Origin of the sequence: Nonomuraea helvata, from assembly GCF_039535785.1 — a bacterium.
GTDB lineage: Bacteria > Actinomycetota > Actinomycetes > Streptosporangiales > Streptosporangiaceae > Nonomuraea > Nonomuraea helvata.
Window position 1 is genome coordinate 2,162,011 of sequence record NZ_BAAAXV010000009.1, and the last position, 16,315, is coordinate 2,178,325.

Below are 16,315 nucleotides of genomic sequence, written 5' to 3' on the forward strand. Positions count from 1 at the left end.
TGGGAGCCCTATGACAGCGTGGCCAAAAAAGTTTCCACGGTCCTAATCCTGTACGTCGTGTCGTGTGGGAGTATCTTCGAGCGGGCATGACACTTATCCCGTCGGCACCCGAAGCACGTACAGGATCGGATGAAAATGATCACGGTTGAGGGCGGGGAGCTGGTCTCCGAGGTCAGGGATCTTCGTGACGTTCCCTTTGGTGAAATCGGGGCCCCGGGGGAGCGGATGCTCGAAGATAATCTCCGCCGAATCATGCCAGACCGTTCCGCAACGCCTACGGTGCCGGTCGCGGCCTTCTCCAACTTCGTCTAGCTTCTAGCCAGGGACGGCTGAGTGGAGTGGTTACTCCTTTCCGGCAGTTCGTTCTAAAACTACACAGTAGATGCGATCTCGCCTGTAACCACTGTTATGTATACGAGCATGCCGATCAGAGCTGGCGTAGCCGTCCCAAGGTCATATCCGCACAAATCGTTGGCCGCGTAGCCGCGCGGATAGCGGAGCACGTGCGACGGCACGACGTTGACGGGATCGATGTCGTGCTGCACGGTGGCGAGCCGCTGCTCGCCGGGCATGAGCGTCTGGACGAGGTCGCTCGCGAGCTGCGTGGCGCGCTCGACGGAGAATGCCGGCTCGACCTCCACATCCAGACCAACGGGATCCTGCTCGACGAGCGCTACTGTGATCTGTTCGCCGAGCACGGCATCCAGGTCGGTGTCTCGCTGGACGGCGACAGGGCCGCCAACGACCGCCATCGCCTGTACGCGTCCGGCAGGAGCAGCTACGACCAGGTCATCAGGGCCGTCGAACTGCTCAGGAAGCGGCCGGAGATCTACGCGGGCCTGCTCTGCACGATCGACGTGGCCAACGAACCGATCAGGGTGTACGAGGCGCTGCGGGAGCTCCAGCCGCCCAGAACAGACTTCCTGCTCCCCTACGCCACCTGGGACAACCCGCCTGAGCGGCCGTCCACGACGGCATACGCCGACTGGCTGATCGCCATGTTCGAACGCTGGAACGCGGACGGCCGGCCGATGTCCGTGCGCCTCTTCGAGTCGATCATCCGGACGGCCAGGGGCGAGGCGAGTCTGTCGGAGGCGGTCGGGCTCGAGCCGAGCACGATGATCGTCATCGACACCGACGGCTCGTACGAACTCGTCGACTCGCTGAAGGTCGCGTACGACGGCGCCCCGGCGACCGGCTATGACGTCCACCAGCACGCCCTCGACGAGGTCGCCGTCCATCCCGGTGTCCTCGCCAGGCAGGGCGGGCTGGAAAGCCTGTCGGCCACCTGCCGCGAATGCCCCATCGTCACCAGTTGCGGGGGCGGGCTCTACACCCACAGGTTCCGGGCGGGGTCGTTCGACAATCCCAGCGTCTACTGTGCGGATCTCTTCAAGCTGATCTCTCACATACGGGACGAGACCGAGATGCCCGCGCACAAGCTCCCCTACGCCACCCTCGACTCGCTCGCGACCGGCTTCGGCGGCGCGGCCGACATCGAGCGGTTGGCGGACGCGCAGCTCAGCCTGCGCCGGGCGCTGATCGCCGCACTGCGCCCGCGTGCCGCCGACGGGGTGTGGGAGCTGTTCACCCGGCTGGACCGGCACCATCGCGAAGCGCTCGAAGCGGTGCTGGCGCATCCGTACGTCCGGGTGTGGGCGGTGGAGTGCCTGGGAGGCGAGGGCGAGGCCACGTACCTGGCGAACATCGCGGCGGCGGCGCTGATCCGCGCGGGCCAGGACGTGACGCTCCAGGTGGCCGTCGAGGGCGGCGCCGTCCACCTGCCGACCGTGGGCACGCTGCACGGCGTCGAGGGGGACATGGCGACGCTCGTCGCGAGGGCAGGCGACATCGGGATCCACAGTGGCCATGCCGCGCCGGAGTGGCTTCCGGTGCGGACGGTGAGCTGTGGCGACTTCTCGCTCGTCCTGGAGGACGCCGATCCCCATCGCGACTGCCACCAGTGGCCGGCGGCCGACCGGCTGGACGGGAGCGCGCTGAGCGCGTGGCAGCGGTCGTTCGAGGCGGCGTGGTGCCTCATCGAGAAGGAATACCCCCAATACGCCCAGGGCCTGCGCGGCGGGCTCACCACGCTGACCCCGCTGGCCCCCGCTCCCGCCGGGCGCGACGTGAGCTCCACCGCCCGCCACGCCTTCGGCGCCGTCGCGGCGGCGCTGCCCGGTGACCCGGCGACGCTCGCCCTGCTGCTCATCCACGAGTACCAGCACGTCAAGCTGGGCGCCGTGTTCGACCTGTTCGATCTGTTCGACAAGAACGACACCCGGCTCTACCACGCGCCCTGGCGGACGGATGCCAGGCCGTTGGAGGGCTTGTTCCAGGGGACGTACGCACACATCGGGGTGACCGATTTCTGGCGTACGCGGCGAAACGCGGTACGAGGCGCGGCGCGGGTCAAGGCGCAGGAGGAGTTCGCCCGCTGGTGCGCCCATACCCTCGCGGCCACCGGCACGCTGGCCGACAGCAAGGCGCTGACCCCGCTGGGCGAGAGGTTCGTCGCCCGGATGCGGCAGACGGTGGCGGCGTGGCAGGCGGGCGAGGAAGCCCCGTGGTCGTGACCGGCTAAAGGCGGGACTTCGCGCGAGGTATTCTGCGCGGCGATATGTGAGTGAAGAAAAGCCCGAATATGTGACAGTTGGACGCGCCTGGTAAGGGCGCGTGCTTGATGTCCCATTCGATGGACAGCCTGCATTACGTCCCCACGCGGTGTGCCGGTCAGGTGAATCGGTGTGAGATAGGAGCTTTCTCCGAAGCTGCCCGAGTGTATAGTGAATCGTTCCGCAGTGAGGGAGGTTGATGTCAAGAATGTCGCCTTCCGGGGGCATCGGGCAAGTGCCATATTTTTTCCTTAGTTATGCGCACGCGCCCGACGACGACAGCATGGGTGGCGGTGACCCGGACCGATGGGTGCACCGGCTGTTTCTCGAGTTATGCACTGATCTTCTCCAGATCACCGGATTGGAGAAGGCCTCGCACGCGGGTTTCATGGACCGCAGGCTGCGCCTGGGCGAGCAGTGGTCCCACGAGGTCTCGCGGGCCCTGGCCACGTGCCGGGTGTTCGTTCCCCTCTACTCGCCCCGCTACTTCTCCAGTGAGCACTGCGGCAAGGAATGGTCGGCCATCCAGCTGCGACTGGCCGCCCACCCGGCGGAGCCGCCGCCGGTGATCATCCCCATCATGTGGACCACGATCGAATCGTCGAGCATGCCGGAGTGCGCAACTAAGATCCAATTTCACGAAAACGGCATGCGCTCTCATGACCTCCAGGGCGGCCTGTACGGCATCATCAAGGTCTCATCGAGGCGCGCCGCACGCGAGAAGGTCATACTGCAGCTCGCCAGGCGGATCAGAGAAGTCGCCGAGTCGTCCCCGTTGCTGGAGGCGAGGGACTTTCCCGACTACACGACGCTGCCCAATGCCTTCGTCGGCTACAAATCCTCGCGGACAATCAAGGTCACGGTGGTGGCGCCCGATATCGATCATCTTCCCGAGGGGCGTACCCCGTACTACTACGGCAAAATGCCCCATGAATGGAGCCCGTACCGGCGCGAGGGCAACCACCGGCCGCTCGTGTCCGAGCTGGCCGAGTTCGCGAGGATCCGCGGGATCGACACCGAGGTGGCGCCCCTCGACATGCCCGACGGCGAGCAGCCCGACGCGCCCGGAGTGGTGCTGGTGGATCCATGGGCCACACAGGTCCCCGACATGCGGGACACGCTCAGCAAGTTCGGCAGCTCGGGGGCGCGCTGGTTCCCCGTCATGGTGCCGTGGAACGACGAGGACGCGCAGACGAGCAGCGCGGAGCCCCAGCTGCGCCGTTCGCTCGCCCAGGTCATTCCGGGCGACTGCGGAGAGCCCGCCGCCCATGACGTTCGATCCCTCGACGACCTGCGTCAGAAGATGCCCAAGATGCTGGCGCGCGCGTCCGAGCGCTTCCTGCAGACGGCCCAGGTGAACTCGCCGCCCTCGGGCAGGCGACCAAGACTGATAGAGCCAGGAGACGGCGATGCCCAAGGACGAAAGTGAAGGCAGGATCGTCACGTTCTACTCCTACAAGGGAGGCACCGGACGGACGATGGCGGTGGCCAACGTCGCCTGGGTGCTGGCCAGCAACGGGCTGCGCGTGCTGGCCATGGACTGGGATCTGGAGTCCCCGGGGCTGCATCGCTTCTTCCGGCCGTTCCTCGACGACAGCGTGATGAGCGCGACCACCGGCGTGATCGACATCGTCAACGAGTACAGGTGGGAGGCCGCGAGCTCGCGCCGGCACGACGCCGACTGGCATCTGGAGTACGCCAAGGTGGTGCCGCACGCGGTGTCGCTGGAGTGGCGCTTCCCGCGGGAGGGCACCCTGGACTTCCTCTCCGCCGGCCAGCAGAACCGCGACTACTCCTCGCTGGTGTCCGCCTTCGACTGGGACACCTTCTACGAGAGGCTGGCCGGCGGCAGCTTCCTGGACGCCTTACGGGCCGACATCAAGCGCAACTACGACTACTGCCTGATCGACAGCAGGACCGGCTTGAGCGACATCGCCGACATCTGCACGATCGACATGCCGGACATCGTCGTCGACTGCTTCACGATGAGCGATCAGGGCATCGACGGCGCGGCGCGGGTCGCGGGGGCGATCAGCGAGCGTCACGACCGGCATCGCAGGATCCTCCCCGTCCCGATGCGGGTGGACGACGGCGAGAAGAAGAAGGCGGACGCCGGCCGGGCGTACGCGCGTTCACGGTTCGAGCGCTTCCTCGTGGACGTGCCCGCCGAGGACCGGGAGCGTTACTGGGGGGCGGTGGAGGTGCCGTACAAGCGCTTCTACGCCTTCGAGGAGACCCTGGCCGTCTTCGGCGACGCCCCGCAGTCGCCGGGGTCGCTGCTCGCGTCCTTCGAGCGGCTGACGGAGGTGATCACGCAGGGCGAGGTCACCGGCCTGATGCCGATGGAGGAGCCGGTACGGCTGCGCTGGCTGGAGTCGTTCACGAGGAGAGAGCCCGCCCTGCAGGAGGAGATCTTGCTCAGCTACGCGCCGGAAGACCGCATGTGGGCCGACTGGATCGCGATCGTGCTCCGGCAGGCCAATCTCCGGGTCACCCCGCAGGCGCTGTCGGCGGTCGGGGACGGCAATGGAGCCAGGTCCGCGGACGGTGTCGTGGCCGTGGTGTCCGCGGCGTATCTGCAGGACTTCCAGGCCGCCGCCTGGGCGACGTCCACCGGGGACGAGCTGAACCTGGCGCCCAGGCTGACGATCCTGCGGGTCTCGGGTGACCTGCGGCTGGACCCGCCCTTCTCGGAGCAGCCGGCCGTCGATCTCTTCAGGCTCTCTCCCTCGCAGGCCGCCGAGGCCATCCTGCGCGCGGTCGGCAAGCCCACCACCGTGGTCAACGACCCGGCGGTGCTGAGCGCCCGCTTCCCCGGCACGGTGCCTGCTGTCTGGAACGTCGCGCCGAGGAACGCCGTGTTCACGGGGCGGGACAAGGCGCTGGAGAGCCTGCGCGACCAGCTCGTCGGCGGCAACCAGGCGGTCGTGCTCCCGCAGGCGCTGTACGGGCTCGGCGGCGTCGGCAAGACGCAGGTGGCGCTGGAGTACGCCCACCGGTTCCAGGCCGACTACGACGTGGTGTGGTGGATCGCGGCGGAGCAGCCTGATCTGATCAACCCCGCCCTGGCCGAACTCGGCCGGCGGCTCCACCTGTCCGTCAGCGAGAGCATCGTGGAAGTGGCCGAAACGGTACGCGAGGCGCTGCGACGCGGGGAGCCGTACAAGCGCTGGTTGTTGATCTTCGACAACGCCGGCGACCCGGAGGACCTGCGGAGGTACATGCCCGGCGGCTCCGGGCACATCATCGTCACCTCGCGGAACCCGGCCTGGGTCAGCATTGCCAAGCCGCTGGAAGTGGACGTGTTCAGCCGGGAGGAGAGCCTGGAGCACCTGATGCGTACGGTGCCCGGCCTCAACCCGGAAGAGGCCCTGCGGGTGGCGGAGGCGCTGGGTTACCTGCCGCTCGCCATCGCGCAGGCCGCGGCGTGGCTGAGGGAGACCGGCCAGCCCGCCTCCGATTACGTCGAGCTGCTGCAGAGCCAGGCGGCCGTCGTGCTGTCGGCGAACCAGGCCGCCGACTACCCGAGCCCGGTGGCGGCCACATGGAACGTCTCGCTGAGCCAGCTCAAGGAGCGTTCGCCCGCCGCCGAGCGGCTGTTGCAGCTGTGCACCTTCTGCTCGCCCGACCCCATCTCGCTGTCGCTCCTCTACAGCAACGAGACGATGAACGTGCTCGTGCCGTTCGACGAGTCGCTCCGGGGGGAGAAGCTCGTACTCGGCCGGGTCATCAGGGAGATCAGCAGGTTCGCGCTGGCCAAGATCGATCAGGGCAGCAACACGCTGCAGGTCCACCGCCTCGTCCAGGCCGTCATCCGCGGCCAGATGACGCAGGAGGAGCGAGACAAGGTCTCGCACGAGGTGCACCGCATCCTCGTGGGCGCCCGGCCCCGCCAGGGTGAGGTGGACGATCCGGAGAACTGGGAGAAGTACGACCTCATCTGGCCTCACCTCCTCCCGTCGAACGCCGAGACGTGTGTGGAGGAGGAGACCAAGCAGCTCCTGACCGAACGCGTGCGGTACTGGTGGAAGCGCGGCGACTACGACAACGCCCTGCAGCTCGGCGAGCGCCTGTCCACTTTCTGGGAGCAGAGGTTCGGCCGGCTGGAACGGCAACGGCTGCATCTGCTGACCAACATCGCCAACGTGCAGCGCTCGCGTGGCATGTTGCAGGAGGCGTACGAGCTGGAGCAGTGGGTCTGGGGCCATCAGCGCGCGCTGCTCGGCGAGAACCACCCGCACACGCTGCTGACCGCCAGCGGGGTCGCCGCGGACCTGCGGGCGCTCGGGCAGTACCGCGAGGCGCTGGCACAGGACAAGGAGGTCTACGAACGCTGGAAGGAGATGTACGGCGAGGACCACCCGCGGGCGCTGCGGTCGGCCAACAACCTGGCCGTCTCCTACCGTCTCGTCGGCGACTGGCGCAACGCGAAGGACCTGGACGGCGACATCTATCAGCGCATGCTCCAGGCGCTGGGGCCGATGAACCCCGACACGCTCAACTCGGCGCAGAACTTCGCCAGGGACATGCGTGAGGCCGGGGATCTCGAGGCCTCGATCGCGCTGCTGCGACAGACGCTCCAGCATTACGTGGACCTGAACTACGACGACTATCCCGTCGCGCTGCGCGCCACGAAGAGCCTCGCGGTGTCGCTGCGCCGGGCCGGGCAGCGCAAGGAGGCGGGCGAGCACGCCCGTGACGTCTACAACCGTTACATCCGGCTCTACCCGGCCGATCCCGAGGCCAAGGCGGCCGCGCTGGAGCTCGCCTGCTGCATGTCCTCCGCGGGTGACAAGGCGGCGGCCAGGGACATGGCGCGCAACGTGATGAAGGACTACAGCGAGCTGCTCGGTCCTGAGCACCCGTACACGTCGGCCGCGGCCAACAACCTCTGCTCGTACCTGCGCGGGCTCGGCAGCCTCGGCGAGGCCCGCAAGATGGGCGAGGGCAGTCTCGGCGCGCTGCGCGGCCATCTCGGGGACACGCACCCGTTCACGCTGATCTGCTCGATCAACGTGGCGAACTGCGCCGCGGATCAGGGGGAGCTGGAGACGGCCGAGGACATGGAGCAGCGTACGCTGATCGGCCTCATCGCCACGCTGGGCAAGGACCATCCTGATGTGCTGGCCTGCCAGGCCAACCTGTCGATCACCTGGCGCGCGCTCGGCAAGGAGAGGGAGGCGGACGACCTACGCAGGAGGACTCTCGCCGCGGTGACCGCCAAGCTGGGCGAGACGCATCCGTGCACCGAGGCACTGCAGAAATGGCGACGCGTCAACAGAGACCTCGAACCACAGCCCACCTGACGCTCGGCCGGCCTGTCTGCCGTTCGGCCGGCCCGTCTGCCGCTCAGCGGGCCGGTTCGACGAGCTCCCGGGTGAGCCACGGCAGCACCCGGGGCAGGACGCTCAGCGCGTCGAGATGCGCCAGCCCGCGCTGTATGCAGACCGTCGCGTTCGGGATGCGCCGGCCCAGCCATCGGGCGTGCCCCACGGGGGCGAACACGTCGTTCTCGCCGTGCCACACCAGGGTCGGCACCCGGATGACGGCCGGGTCGAACCCCCAATCCGAGCTGAACGCCAGCACGTCGTCCACCCACCCGTCCGCCGAGTGGCGCAGGGCCTCGGTGAAGTTGCGGACCATCATCCGGCGCAGCCCGTGGTCGGAGACGATCCGGCGGTCGGCCCGCCCGCCCTCCTGGCCGATGGAGAGCACCTTGCTCTCAGGATCCGCCCGGATCTGGCTCGCGAGCGAGGCCAGGCGGGTGGCGGCGAGGTGCGGGCCCGCCCGCGCCACCAGATATTCGAAGACATTCGACTCCGCCATGCCCGCGAACCAGTCGAGCCCCTCGGCGCTGTGCGGGGCGAGGCTGACCAGCGCGGCCGCTCTCCTCGTGCGCTCGGGAAGCAGCGCGGCGCAGGCGAGCGCGTGCGGCGCGCCGCCCGACCGCCCCACGACCGAGAAACCGTCGACCTCGAGCGCGTCCGCGATCGCCGCCACATCCGCGGCGATGCTGGCCACCGTCCTGTTCGGCATCCTGTCCGACAGCCCGTATCCCGGCCGGTCAAAGGTGATCAGCCGGACACCCAGCCGATAGAGCACCTGCGCGCGCGGAGAGGGGCCGAGCCTGCTGCCTGGGGTGCCGTGCAGGTAGAAGACGGGGGTGCCGTCGGGCTTACCGCGCTCCTCGACCGCCAGCCTTCTGCCATCGGGTGCGACCACGATACGGGGCAAGACATCCTCCGTCTGATCTTGGGAGAAACCCGTCACAGATTCTTGCGGCGATCTGTCTTCACTTGGAGAACCCCGAGCAACCGGACGTTCGCGTGCCCGGACAGTACGGTCACGGTACTACGGCGCGGCGGACCGGTGAATACCCGAGCGAGGCCGCCCGGTTCGGGGTGGTGGTAGATCGACGGGAGCGAGAACCCCTTGGGCTCCTGTAGACTCTTCGAAGCTACAGAGCGCGCCGCCTTAGCTCAGTCGGCCAGAGCACTTCACTCGTAATGAAGGGGTCTGGGGTTCGAATCCCCAAGGCGGCTCCAAGTCAAAAGCCCTCCGCAAGATCGCGGAGGGCTTTTGGGTGTCTAAGTGAGTGACCAAGCCTCCCGATCTCATGTCTTGAAGATTCGATCCATGGCCACCGCGCCCTCCTGGAGTACGGGGCGGATCTGCTTCCTGTAGACCAGCTCGGTCACCGCCGTGCTGCTGTGGCCGACCAACCGGGCGATCTCCTCCAAGGGGATGCCTTGGCCTGAGAGCAGGGACAAAAAGCTGTGCCGTAGCTCTCGGGGCGTCCACTTGTCGGGGTCGAGGTTCGGTCTTGGCGATGACCGCGCGGAAGGCGCCGTACGTTGTGGGAGTCGAGAGGTGTGCCCACGGTCGCGGCGAACACGAGCCCGTGTTCCACCCACCGCTTGCCCGCCACTTCCTTGTCCGGCTCCTGCTGAGCCCTCTGCGCTTTGAGCGCTTCCACACAGCGCTGTGGGAGCGCCAGAGTGCGACGGGACACCCGGGGGCTTCCAGGTGTTGCAGCAGGTTTCCCCCGGACAGGCCACAGCGTGACGAGACGTGCTTACTTTCTGTAGCAGCACAGTGACAGATTGTCCGGATTTGTGTCAAGACGCTGAAGATGTTGCCGAAGCGCCCCCTTATGGCGTCCTTGAGTGCTCTTGTCGCGCTCCAATGCTGGCGTTTGGATCTAGGGGTGATCTTCCGCAGTGCGCTGTAAGCGGCGCTTCCGGATGCGTCACCCGTGTCGCCGGTCCCGCCTTGCACTGTCCTCTCGTCGTGGACAGGTCATCGGACTGCGCCGTCCTCCCAGAAAAAGGAGTCATGACCGTGACCATGCTGACCTACACCCTCCTCACCGACCCGGCGCATCTGGAGGCGTCACAGGCCGACCAGTCCCCATCCAAGGGAAAGGTGTATCTGGTCGTGACCAACACCCACAAGAATGTGAAATGGTCCACGATCGAGGTAACGGTGCCCGCAGACCTCACGCCGAATATCGACGCGATCACGCCCAGGGGCACGTACACCCACACCCATGTGAACGACCAGTTGCTCACCTCGCCGGCCGCCCGGTCGGTGACATTCCAGCGATTGCAGAACACCAACGTCTTCCAGGCCACCCCTCCGGGGGGTGCCGACAGCTTCTCCCCCGGCGACTACATGGTGCTGGCGCTGGAGGACATCGTTGTCGCCAAGGTCGCCGGGCTGGCCGTGCTGATAGTGAAGGAGACCAGGCCAACGCGGCGGGGGTATGAAGTCAGCTTCGCGGCAGTACCGCTGGTGAAGGCCACTCCGAAGGAGATTCCGGCGCCGCGCGACTTCCGTCCGGACAAGGCCATGCTGGACGTCGGAGAGTCCCTCACGCTGAGCTGGGAGGGCTCCGACGACTTCACCTACAAGATCCGGTTCCCCGGCGGGGAGGTGCCCTTCTCCGTGGGCACGCGTACCTGGACCCTGGCCGACCCGCCGAAGCGGGCCACGACCTACACCCTCGTCGCCACCTCCGGCACCACGCCCAAGCAGGAACACTTCCTCACCACGACCGTTCAGGTGCGCCATCCCGTCCTGGAAACACTCACCGCCACTACCGGCATCGACACACCCTGGGTCCAGGGGGCGGCGAACGCGACCAAGGGGCGCATCACCTTCCTCAAGGACGGGATGGACGTCCGCACTGGAAGCGGAGCTGAGGGAATTGTGCACGCCGACAAGGCCGTCCTGCACGGCGTGAACACCGAATGGGTACAGGGGAGAAGCGCCGACGACGGAAAGATCACCTTCCCCAAGGACGGGCTCGATGTCCGCAGCGGAAGCGGAGCTTGGGGAACCGTGCACGCCGACAAGGCTGACCTCAACGGCATCAACACCGAATGGGTGCAAGGACGAAGCGCCGACGACGGATGGATCACCTTCCCCGTGGAGGGGCTCAAAGTCCACCGGAAGGACAACAGCCACCTGACTCATCTGGACGTCGGTTATGCGACCCACGACATCGTGAAAACCAGAATCGTGCGGGGACTGACTGACGGTGAAGGATGGATCAGCTTCCGCAAGGAGGGCCTGAACATTCGCCGGGGGCAGGGCACCGAACGGGGAACTCTGTTCGCCGCCAAGACCGAACTGAAGGAATGAGTCCAAACGGCGTCCAGCGCCCTGCCGAATGGATCTCATGGGGATCAAGGGGCGGCGGCGCTGGGCGCCGCCACCCAGCCGTGCGCCTGCCGCCCACCAGGCATGCGGCCTGGGAGTGATCGGGTCGGCAAAGCCGCGCTGAGCCGCGTCTTTGTTCCTGGCACCCGAAGGTCTTGCCAACCCGACTGGGTGACGAAGTGGGTGACAACGAGGAAGTTCGATCATGGACGTCCACGGACTCTGACGGACGGCAAAAGGCAGGTCACCTCCTCGGTGGGGGAGGACGAGCAGGTCCTTGATTCTGCTCGTAATGAGGGGGTCTGGGGTTCGAATCCCCAAGGCGGCGCCACTTCGAAGGCCCTCCCGGATCATCCGGGAGGGCCTTTTGCATGGTCGTACGGCAGCTTCGAAAGGGGGCGAGGGGCAGCCGCCGTACAGAGAAATACCGCGGATCACGGGAACCAGTGCTCACCCGCCGACACAGTCTTAATGTGATGGACAGCCTTCCCATGGACGCCGAGCTGTGGACGCGAGCGGCGAACGGGGACACCGAGGCCTTCGGCGTCCTCTTCGACCGGCACGCGCGCGCCGTCTACAACCACTGCTTCCGCCGTACGGCTGACTGGTCGGAGGCCGAAGACATCACCTCGGTGGTGTTCCTGGAGGCGTGGCGGCGGCACGGGGAGCTGAGTCCCGAGCGCGACTCGGTGCTGCCCTGGCTCCTCGGCGTGGCCAACAACGTCCTGCGCAACCGCTACCGCGCCAAACGCAGTTATCGTGATGCCCTGGACCGAATGCCCGCCATGTCCGCAGAGCCCGATCCGGCCGATGACATCGCCGGACGGATCGACGATGAGCACCAGATGCGCCGTGTGCTCACGGCCGTGAACCGGCTCCCTCTCGCCGATCAGGAAGTCCTGTCCCTGTGCGTGTGGGCGGGACTCAGCTACGACGATGCCGCGATCGCGCTCGGCTTACCGGTGGGAACAGTGCGCTCGCGCCTGTCCCGGGCTCGCGCCCGGCTCAGGAAGCTGACGGCCTCATTTTCTGGCAATGCGCAGGAACTGCCAGGCGCCACGGCACACAGACAGGGTGAGCGCCACACCGCGCTCCGGCCCTCAGTGGAGGACTCATGACCGATCCGCTCATCCCCAACGAGCGTGACCTTCCGGGCGGCCGCCATGCGCAACGAAGGGCCCACCTCATGGCCGAGATGACCAGAGCTTCCCAGAACGCCCATGGCGCGTCGCCGCACCCTCTGACGCTGCCCCAGGAGCCAGGGTCTCCCCGGCGGGCCTGGCTGCGGCCACGACTCGGGGGTCGCCTGGCCATCGGAGCCGTCGCCGCCGCAGTGACCGTGGCCGCGGTGGTGGGGACCGTGGTGATCGGACAGAACGCGTCCACGGCTCAGGCCGCGGTCATCTGCTCCAAGGAACATGACTATGTGGTCGCCCGCATCAGGGACCCGCTCGCCGATCAGCAGCGGCTCAGGAACGACTTCCGGGCGTGCGGCTTCGACATCGACCTGAAGTTGGTCCCCGTCTCGCCCAGCGTGGTGGGCAGCATCGTGATGATGGAAGGGAACCAGAAGATCCACACGATTGACGACCCTTCCTGCAGGACGGCGAGCGGCGCCCAGTGCCCGATCGGCCTGCGCATCGAGGCTGGGTTCACCGGTAAAGCCGCGGTGGTCCTCGGGCGCGCCGCCCGCCCCGGTGAGCCCTACAGCTCCACCAACACCTCGACGGCGAAGGGCGAAGCCCTGGAAGGCGTCTCGGTCAAGGGGCGCACCGTCGCGGAGGTGGAGGCGCTGATCGCCCGGAAGCACCTGACGATCGCGCACTACAACGTCCAATGGTCTCTTCCGGACGGGCGAGGCTACGGCGATCTCACATCTCGGTCGAAGGTCGACCCGACGTGGCGGGTCACAAGCGTGGACCCATACGCGTCTGGGCAGGTCATGCTCATGATCAAACCTGCTGGACCCGTGCCGTCGGACATCATGAAGAAGATCGACGACGCCGGCGCACCGCCGTCGGCCGCACCGGAGCCGACACCCACGTCGGGGTCCTGAGCCGGGCGGAAGGCCCCTGGGAGCGCGGCGCGCCTCCTCGCTGTCTGGGGCGCGCCGATGTGCGTGGTCGTTGAGCGACCGCTTCTGCGGCCGGCATGGACCGATCGTGACACTCCGCGCCCGGCAGGTGGTCCGACGGCCGCGAGATCGTCGTGTCGCACAGGAACAATGTCCGGCATGGATCTACGACCGGAATTGCTTCCCCCACTATTGGCGCTGCTCAAAGCCAACGTGCCGCACCCAGAGTCTTGTCATCGGCGGCTGTCAGCAATTGAGGGCGGCGGTGCTCTGGGGACGACCCGAGAGGGGATCCAAGGTCATGGGGAACGTTCGCCCGTCGGCCACCCGGATCTCAACCGAACGTGGCCCCGTCCACTTGACCGACTCGAAGCCGTCGTCGGGGTCGTCGTCGTTGAAGCAGCCGAGATCCCACTCCCTGCTGAGCAGCCCACCGTCCCTGCGGACGCTGAGCCACATCACCCTGTCCGGCCCGAGGCCCGCCGGCGACTGCTGGAGCCGGATCCGGTACGGGGCCGGTCCGTCGACGAAGCCGACATCCTTGGTAGCGGTGAACGCAAGGGCGATCAACCCCACGAACAGCGCGCCACCCGCGCCCAGCCCGGCAAGGATGCCGATCAGGACGCGTAGCCACCTCCACCGCAGCCCGAGGGCGGCCCACGCCATCAGGAGGCAGGCCAGCGCACCGAGCGCGAAAGGATGGTTCAGGTGTTCCCTCAAGAGGACCAGATCGGAGTCGTGGAAGTACACCAGAGCGGCGAGGCCGCCCGCGCAGAGCGACGCGGCCGGCAGCACGAGTGAGCGAGGAGACATCGCGGATCCCATCGGTGAGGTGCACCGCGATCATGACAGCACCGGACGCCATAACCGGCGGACTGCACAGAATCTCGACCAAACCCACCGCCGTGCCCGAGACCGACGTCAGGCGCATCCAGGCGCTGAAGAAGTCGAAGAACTTCGAGTACGACCTGCTCAACCTGCTCATCGCGCATCAGGGCGACGCCGTCGGGATGGCCGTCGCCGAGGTGAAGGGCGGGGCCGATCCGGCCGTTCAGAAGTGGGCCGGCCAGGTGCGGGACTCGCGTGAGGGGGAGATCGCGATCATGACGAAGCTGCTGAAGCGGTGACGAAGGTACGCAGCGCCTGCTCGTAGCGTGCCTGGTCGACGTTCCACGAGCCCACGTGGCCGCCGCCGCGGGTGCGTACGAGCGTCACCAGGTCCGGCCTGAGATGGGCGAACCGCAGCGAGGGCTCGATGGGCACGCTGGCGTCGTCGTCGTCCACGAAGAGCAGGATCGGCTGCCTGAACTCCTTCGCGTGCCGCACGTGGTCGAGGTCGTCGAGCGAGATCCCGGTACGCCGCTCCACCGTGAACTTGCCCACCGAGGCCAGCCAGAGCGGCACCCCCTGCTGCCGCGCCCCCAGGTCGATGGGCGCGTTCCAGTCCATGACCGGGCTGTCCAGGATCAGGCCCTTGATCGGCTCGCCGGGTAGCTCGCGCGCCGCCATCGGCACGATGCCCCCGCCCATCGAGAACCCGTACAGCACCACCCCGGTCGCCCCCTGGCCGCGGGCGTAGGCGATGGCGGCGGCGACCTCCCGCCACTCGGTGGCGCCGAGGTGGAACTTGCCGTCGTCGCCGGCCGGCGCCCCCTCGTCGTTGCGGTAGCTGATGGCCAGCACCGGCACTCCGAGCGCGTGGAAGACCGGCAGGAAGCGCAGCGCCTCCGACGGGTTCGCGTTGCGGCCGTGTACGGCGATCACCCAGGTCTTCGAGGTGCCCGGCATGCGCCAGGCGGGGAAGTCGCCTAATTCGCTCCGGATCGAGACCGTCTCGTACGGCAGGCCGAGCGCCGAGCGCGGGTCCTCGTGACCCCAGATCCACCGGTCGAAGTACGCCCGAACCCCGGGCGCGAGCGTGCCCCGCCGCACGCGGGTCACCTGCCTGACGACCGTGGAGCCCGAGGCCGAGATCACCGGCCCCAGCGTGGCGTTGCCGTCACGCCAGGTCAGTCCGTACGTGCCGGGCGCCGCGGTGTCGGAGCCGCCCTTCAGCGTGACCTTCGAGCCGTCGAAGGCCAGCACCTCCAGGGGGTACGATCCCCCGTGCGACGGGTCGATCACCAGGCCCGAGTAGTACCAGCCCGCGCCGCCCACCCCGACCACCGCCAGGACCGCCAGGACGGCCGCGATCCACGCCACCGCACGCTTCATGGCGAAATCATAGACGCCGAAGCCGAGAAGTGATTAGATCACTTGATATGTCCGAGGTAACGCGGCCGACGCTGTCCGACGCTCTGACCGAGCGCATGCTGGAGCTCATCCGTACGGGCGGGCACCGGCCGGGCGACAGGCTGCCCTCGACCAGGGAGCTCTCCCAGCGCTTCGCCGTCACCACTCCGACGCTACGCGAAGCGCTACGCAGACTCGAGGCCACCGGGGCCATCGAGATGCGGCACGGCTCCGGCATCTACGTCGGAGCCGATATCGAGCGGGTCGTCCTGCCCAACCCCAACGTGCGCGAGCTGCACGCCGCCCGGCTCCTTGAGCTGCTCGGCGCGCGCATCCTGATCGAGCCGCCGCTGGCCGCGATGGCCGCCCAGCACGCGGACCCCGACGAGCTGGCCCCGCTCAAGCGGGTGCTCGACGAGGCGGGCAGGCACCTGCGCGGCGACGACGCACTGCTGCACGAGGCCAACATGTCCTTCCACCGGGCGACGGCCCGGCTGGCGGGCAACAGCGTGCTGCACGAGGTCGTCGACTCGCTGCTCACCATCCACGGACCCGAGCAGCGGGAGATCCTGCAGATCTTCGATGACCGGCGCCGCGACTACGAGGAGCACCTGGCGATCCTGGAGGCCATCGAAGCACGCGACACCGCGCAGGCCGAGGAGCGCATGCGTGTCCACCTGGTGGACGTGAAGACCGTAATAGAGCACAGGTTGCAATCCCCCTGAAAGAA

At 67.5% G+C, this 16,315-nt stretch carries 12 protein-coding genes and 1 tRNA gene; 9 read left to right on the forward strand and 4 right to left on the reverse strand.

The window, feature by feature from the left end:
* Positions 1-338: 338 nt before the first annotated feature.
* From ABD830_RS43460 to fxsT, 3 genes are all read left to right on the forward strand, one after another.
* Complete coding sequence (locus ABD830_RS43460; RefSeq protein ID WP_345000520.1) at positions 339-2,576, forward strand: FxsB family cyclophane-forming radical SAM/SPASM peptide maturase; 2,238 nt, start codon at positions 339-341, stop codon at positions 2,574-2,576.
* 247 nt (positions 2,577-2,823) lie between these two features.
* Positions 2,824-4,044, forward strand: a complete 1,221-nt coding sequence (locus ABD830_RS43465) for a TIR-like protein FxsC (protein WP_345002244.1) — start codon at positions 2,824-2,826, stop codon at positions 4,042-4,044.
* Entirely contained in the window at positions 4,025-7,921 is a 3,897-nt protein-coding gene (fxsT, locus tag ABD830_RS43470; RefSeq protein WP_345000522.1) for an FxSxx-COOH system tetratricopeptide repeat protein, read from the forward strand. Before ABD830_RS43465 ends, fxsT begins: the two co-directional genes overlap by 20 nt.
* A 43-nt stretch (positions 7,922-7,964) precedes the next feature.
* Here fxsT and ABD830_RS43475 read toward each other — a convergent pair whose 3' ends face one another.
* Positions 7,965-8,849, reverse strand: coding sequence for an alpha/beta fold hydrolase (locus ABD830_RS43475; RefSeq protein WP_345000523.1), 885 nt, complete (start codon positions 8,847-8,849; stop codon positions 7,965-7,967).
* 234 nt (positions 8,850-9,083) lie between these two features.
* On the opposite strand from ABD830_RS43475, the gene ABD830_RS43480 reads away from it, so the two are divergent.
* Positions 9,084-9,160, forward strand: a tRNA-Thr gene (locus ABD830_RS43480).
* A gap of 69 nt (positions 9,161-9,229) precedes the next feature.
* On the opposite strand, the gene ABD830_RS54500 is transcribed toward ABD830_RS43480, so the two are convergent.
* A complete protein-coding gene (locus ABD830_RS54500) occupies positions 9,230-9,709 on the reverse strand; it encodes a tyrosine-type recombinase/integrase (RefSeq protein WP_378520968.1) in 480 nt (159 codons plus the stop codon).
* Between the two features lie 241 nt (positions 9,710-9,950).
* On the opposite strand from ABD830_RS54500, the gene ABD830_RS43490 reads away from it, so the two are divergent.
* From ABD830_RS43490 to ABD830_RS43500, 3 genes are all read left to right on the forward strand, one after another.
* Positions 9,951-11,261: a hypothetical protein gene (locus ABD830_RS43490; protein WP_345000527.1), complete on the forward strand. Its 1,311-nt coding sequence runs from the start codon at positions 9,951-9,953 to the stop codon at positions 11,259-11,261.
* A 494-nt stretch (positions 11,262-11,755) separates the two neighbouring features.
* Complete coding sequence (locus ABD830_RS43495; RefSeq protein WP_345000529.1) at positions 11,756-12,397, forward strand: RNA polymerase sigma factor; 642 nt, start codon at positions 11,756-11,758, stop codon at positions 12,395-12,397.
* On the forward strand, positions 12,394-13,335 hold the full coding sequence (locus ABD830_RS43500; RefSeq protein ID WP_345000531.1) for a hypothetical protein: 942 nt from the start codon (positions 12,394-12,396) through the stop codon (positions 13,333-13,335). Before ABD830_RS43495 ends, ABD830_RS43500 begins: the two co-directional genes overlap by 4 nt.
* Before the next feature lie 264 nt (positions 13,336-13,599).
* On the opposite strand, the gene ABD830_RS43505 is transcribed toward ABD830_RS43500, so the two are convergent.
* A complete protein-coding gene (locus ABD830_RS43505) occupies positions 13,600-14,166 on the reverse strand; it encodes a hypothetical protein (protein ID WP_345000533.1) in 567 nt (188 codons plus the stop codon).
* A gap of 32 nt (positions 14,167-14,198) precedes the next feature.
* Between ABD830_RS43505 and ABD830_RS43510 the strand changes: the two genes are divergently transcribed.
* Positions 14,199-14,480 (forward strand): DUF305 domain-containing protein, encoded by a 282-nt coding sequence (locus ABD830_RS43510; protein ID WP_345000535.1) that lies wholly within the window; start codon positions 14,199-14,201, stop codon positions 14,478-14,480.
* Here the strand turns inward: ABD830_RS43510 and ABD830_RS43515 are convergent.
* Complete coding sequence (locus tag ABD830_RS43515) at positions 14,455-15,567, reverse strand: alpha/beta hydrolase (protein ID WP_345000537.1); 1,113 nt, start codon at positions 15,565-15,567, stop codon at positions 14,455-14,457. The two genes, ABD830_RS43510 and ABD830_RS43515, sit on opposite strands and share 26 nt — an antisense overlap.
* 47 nt (positions 15,568-15,614) lie before the next feature.
* On the opposite strand from ABD830_RS43515, the gene ABD830_RS43520 reads away from it, so the two are divergent.
* Positions 15,615-16,310, forward strand: a complete 696-nt coding sequence (locus tag ABD830_RS43520; RefSeq protein WP_345000539.1) for a FadR/GntR family transcriptional regulator — start codon at positions 15,615-15,617, stop codon at positions 16,308-16,310.
* The last annotated feature ends 5 nt before the right edge of the window (positions 16,311-16,315 follow it).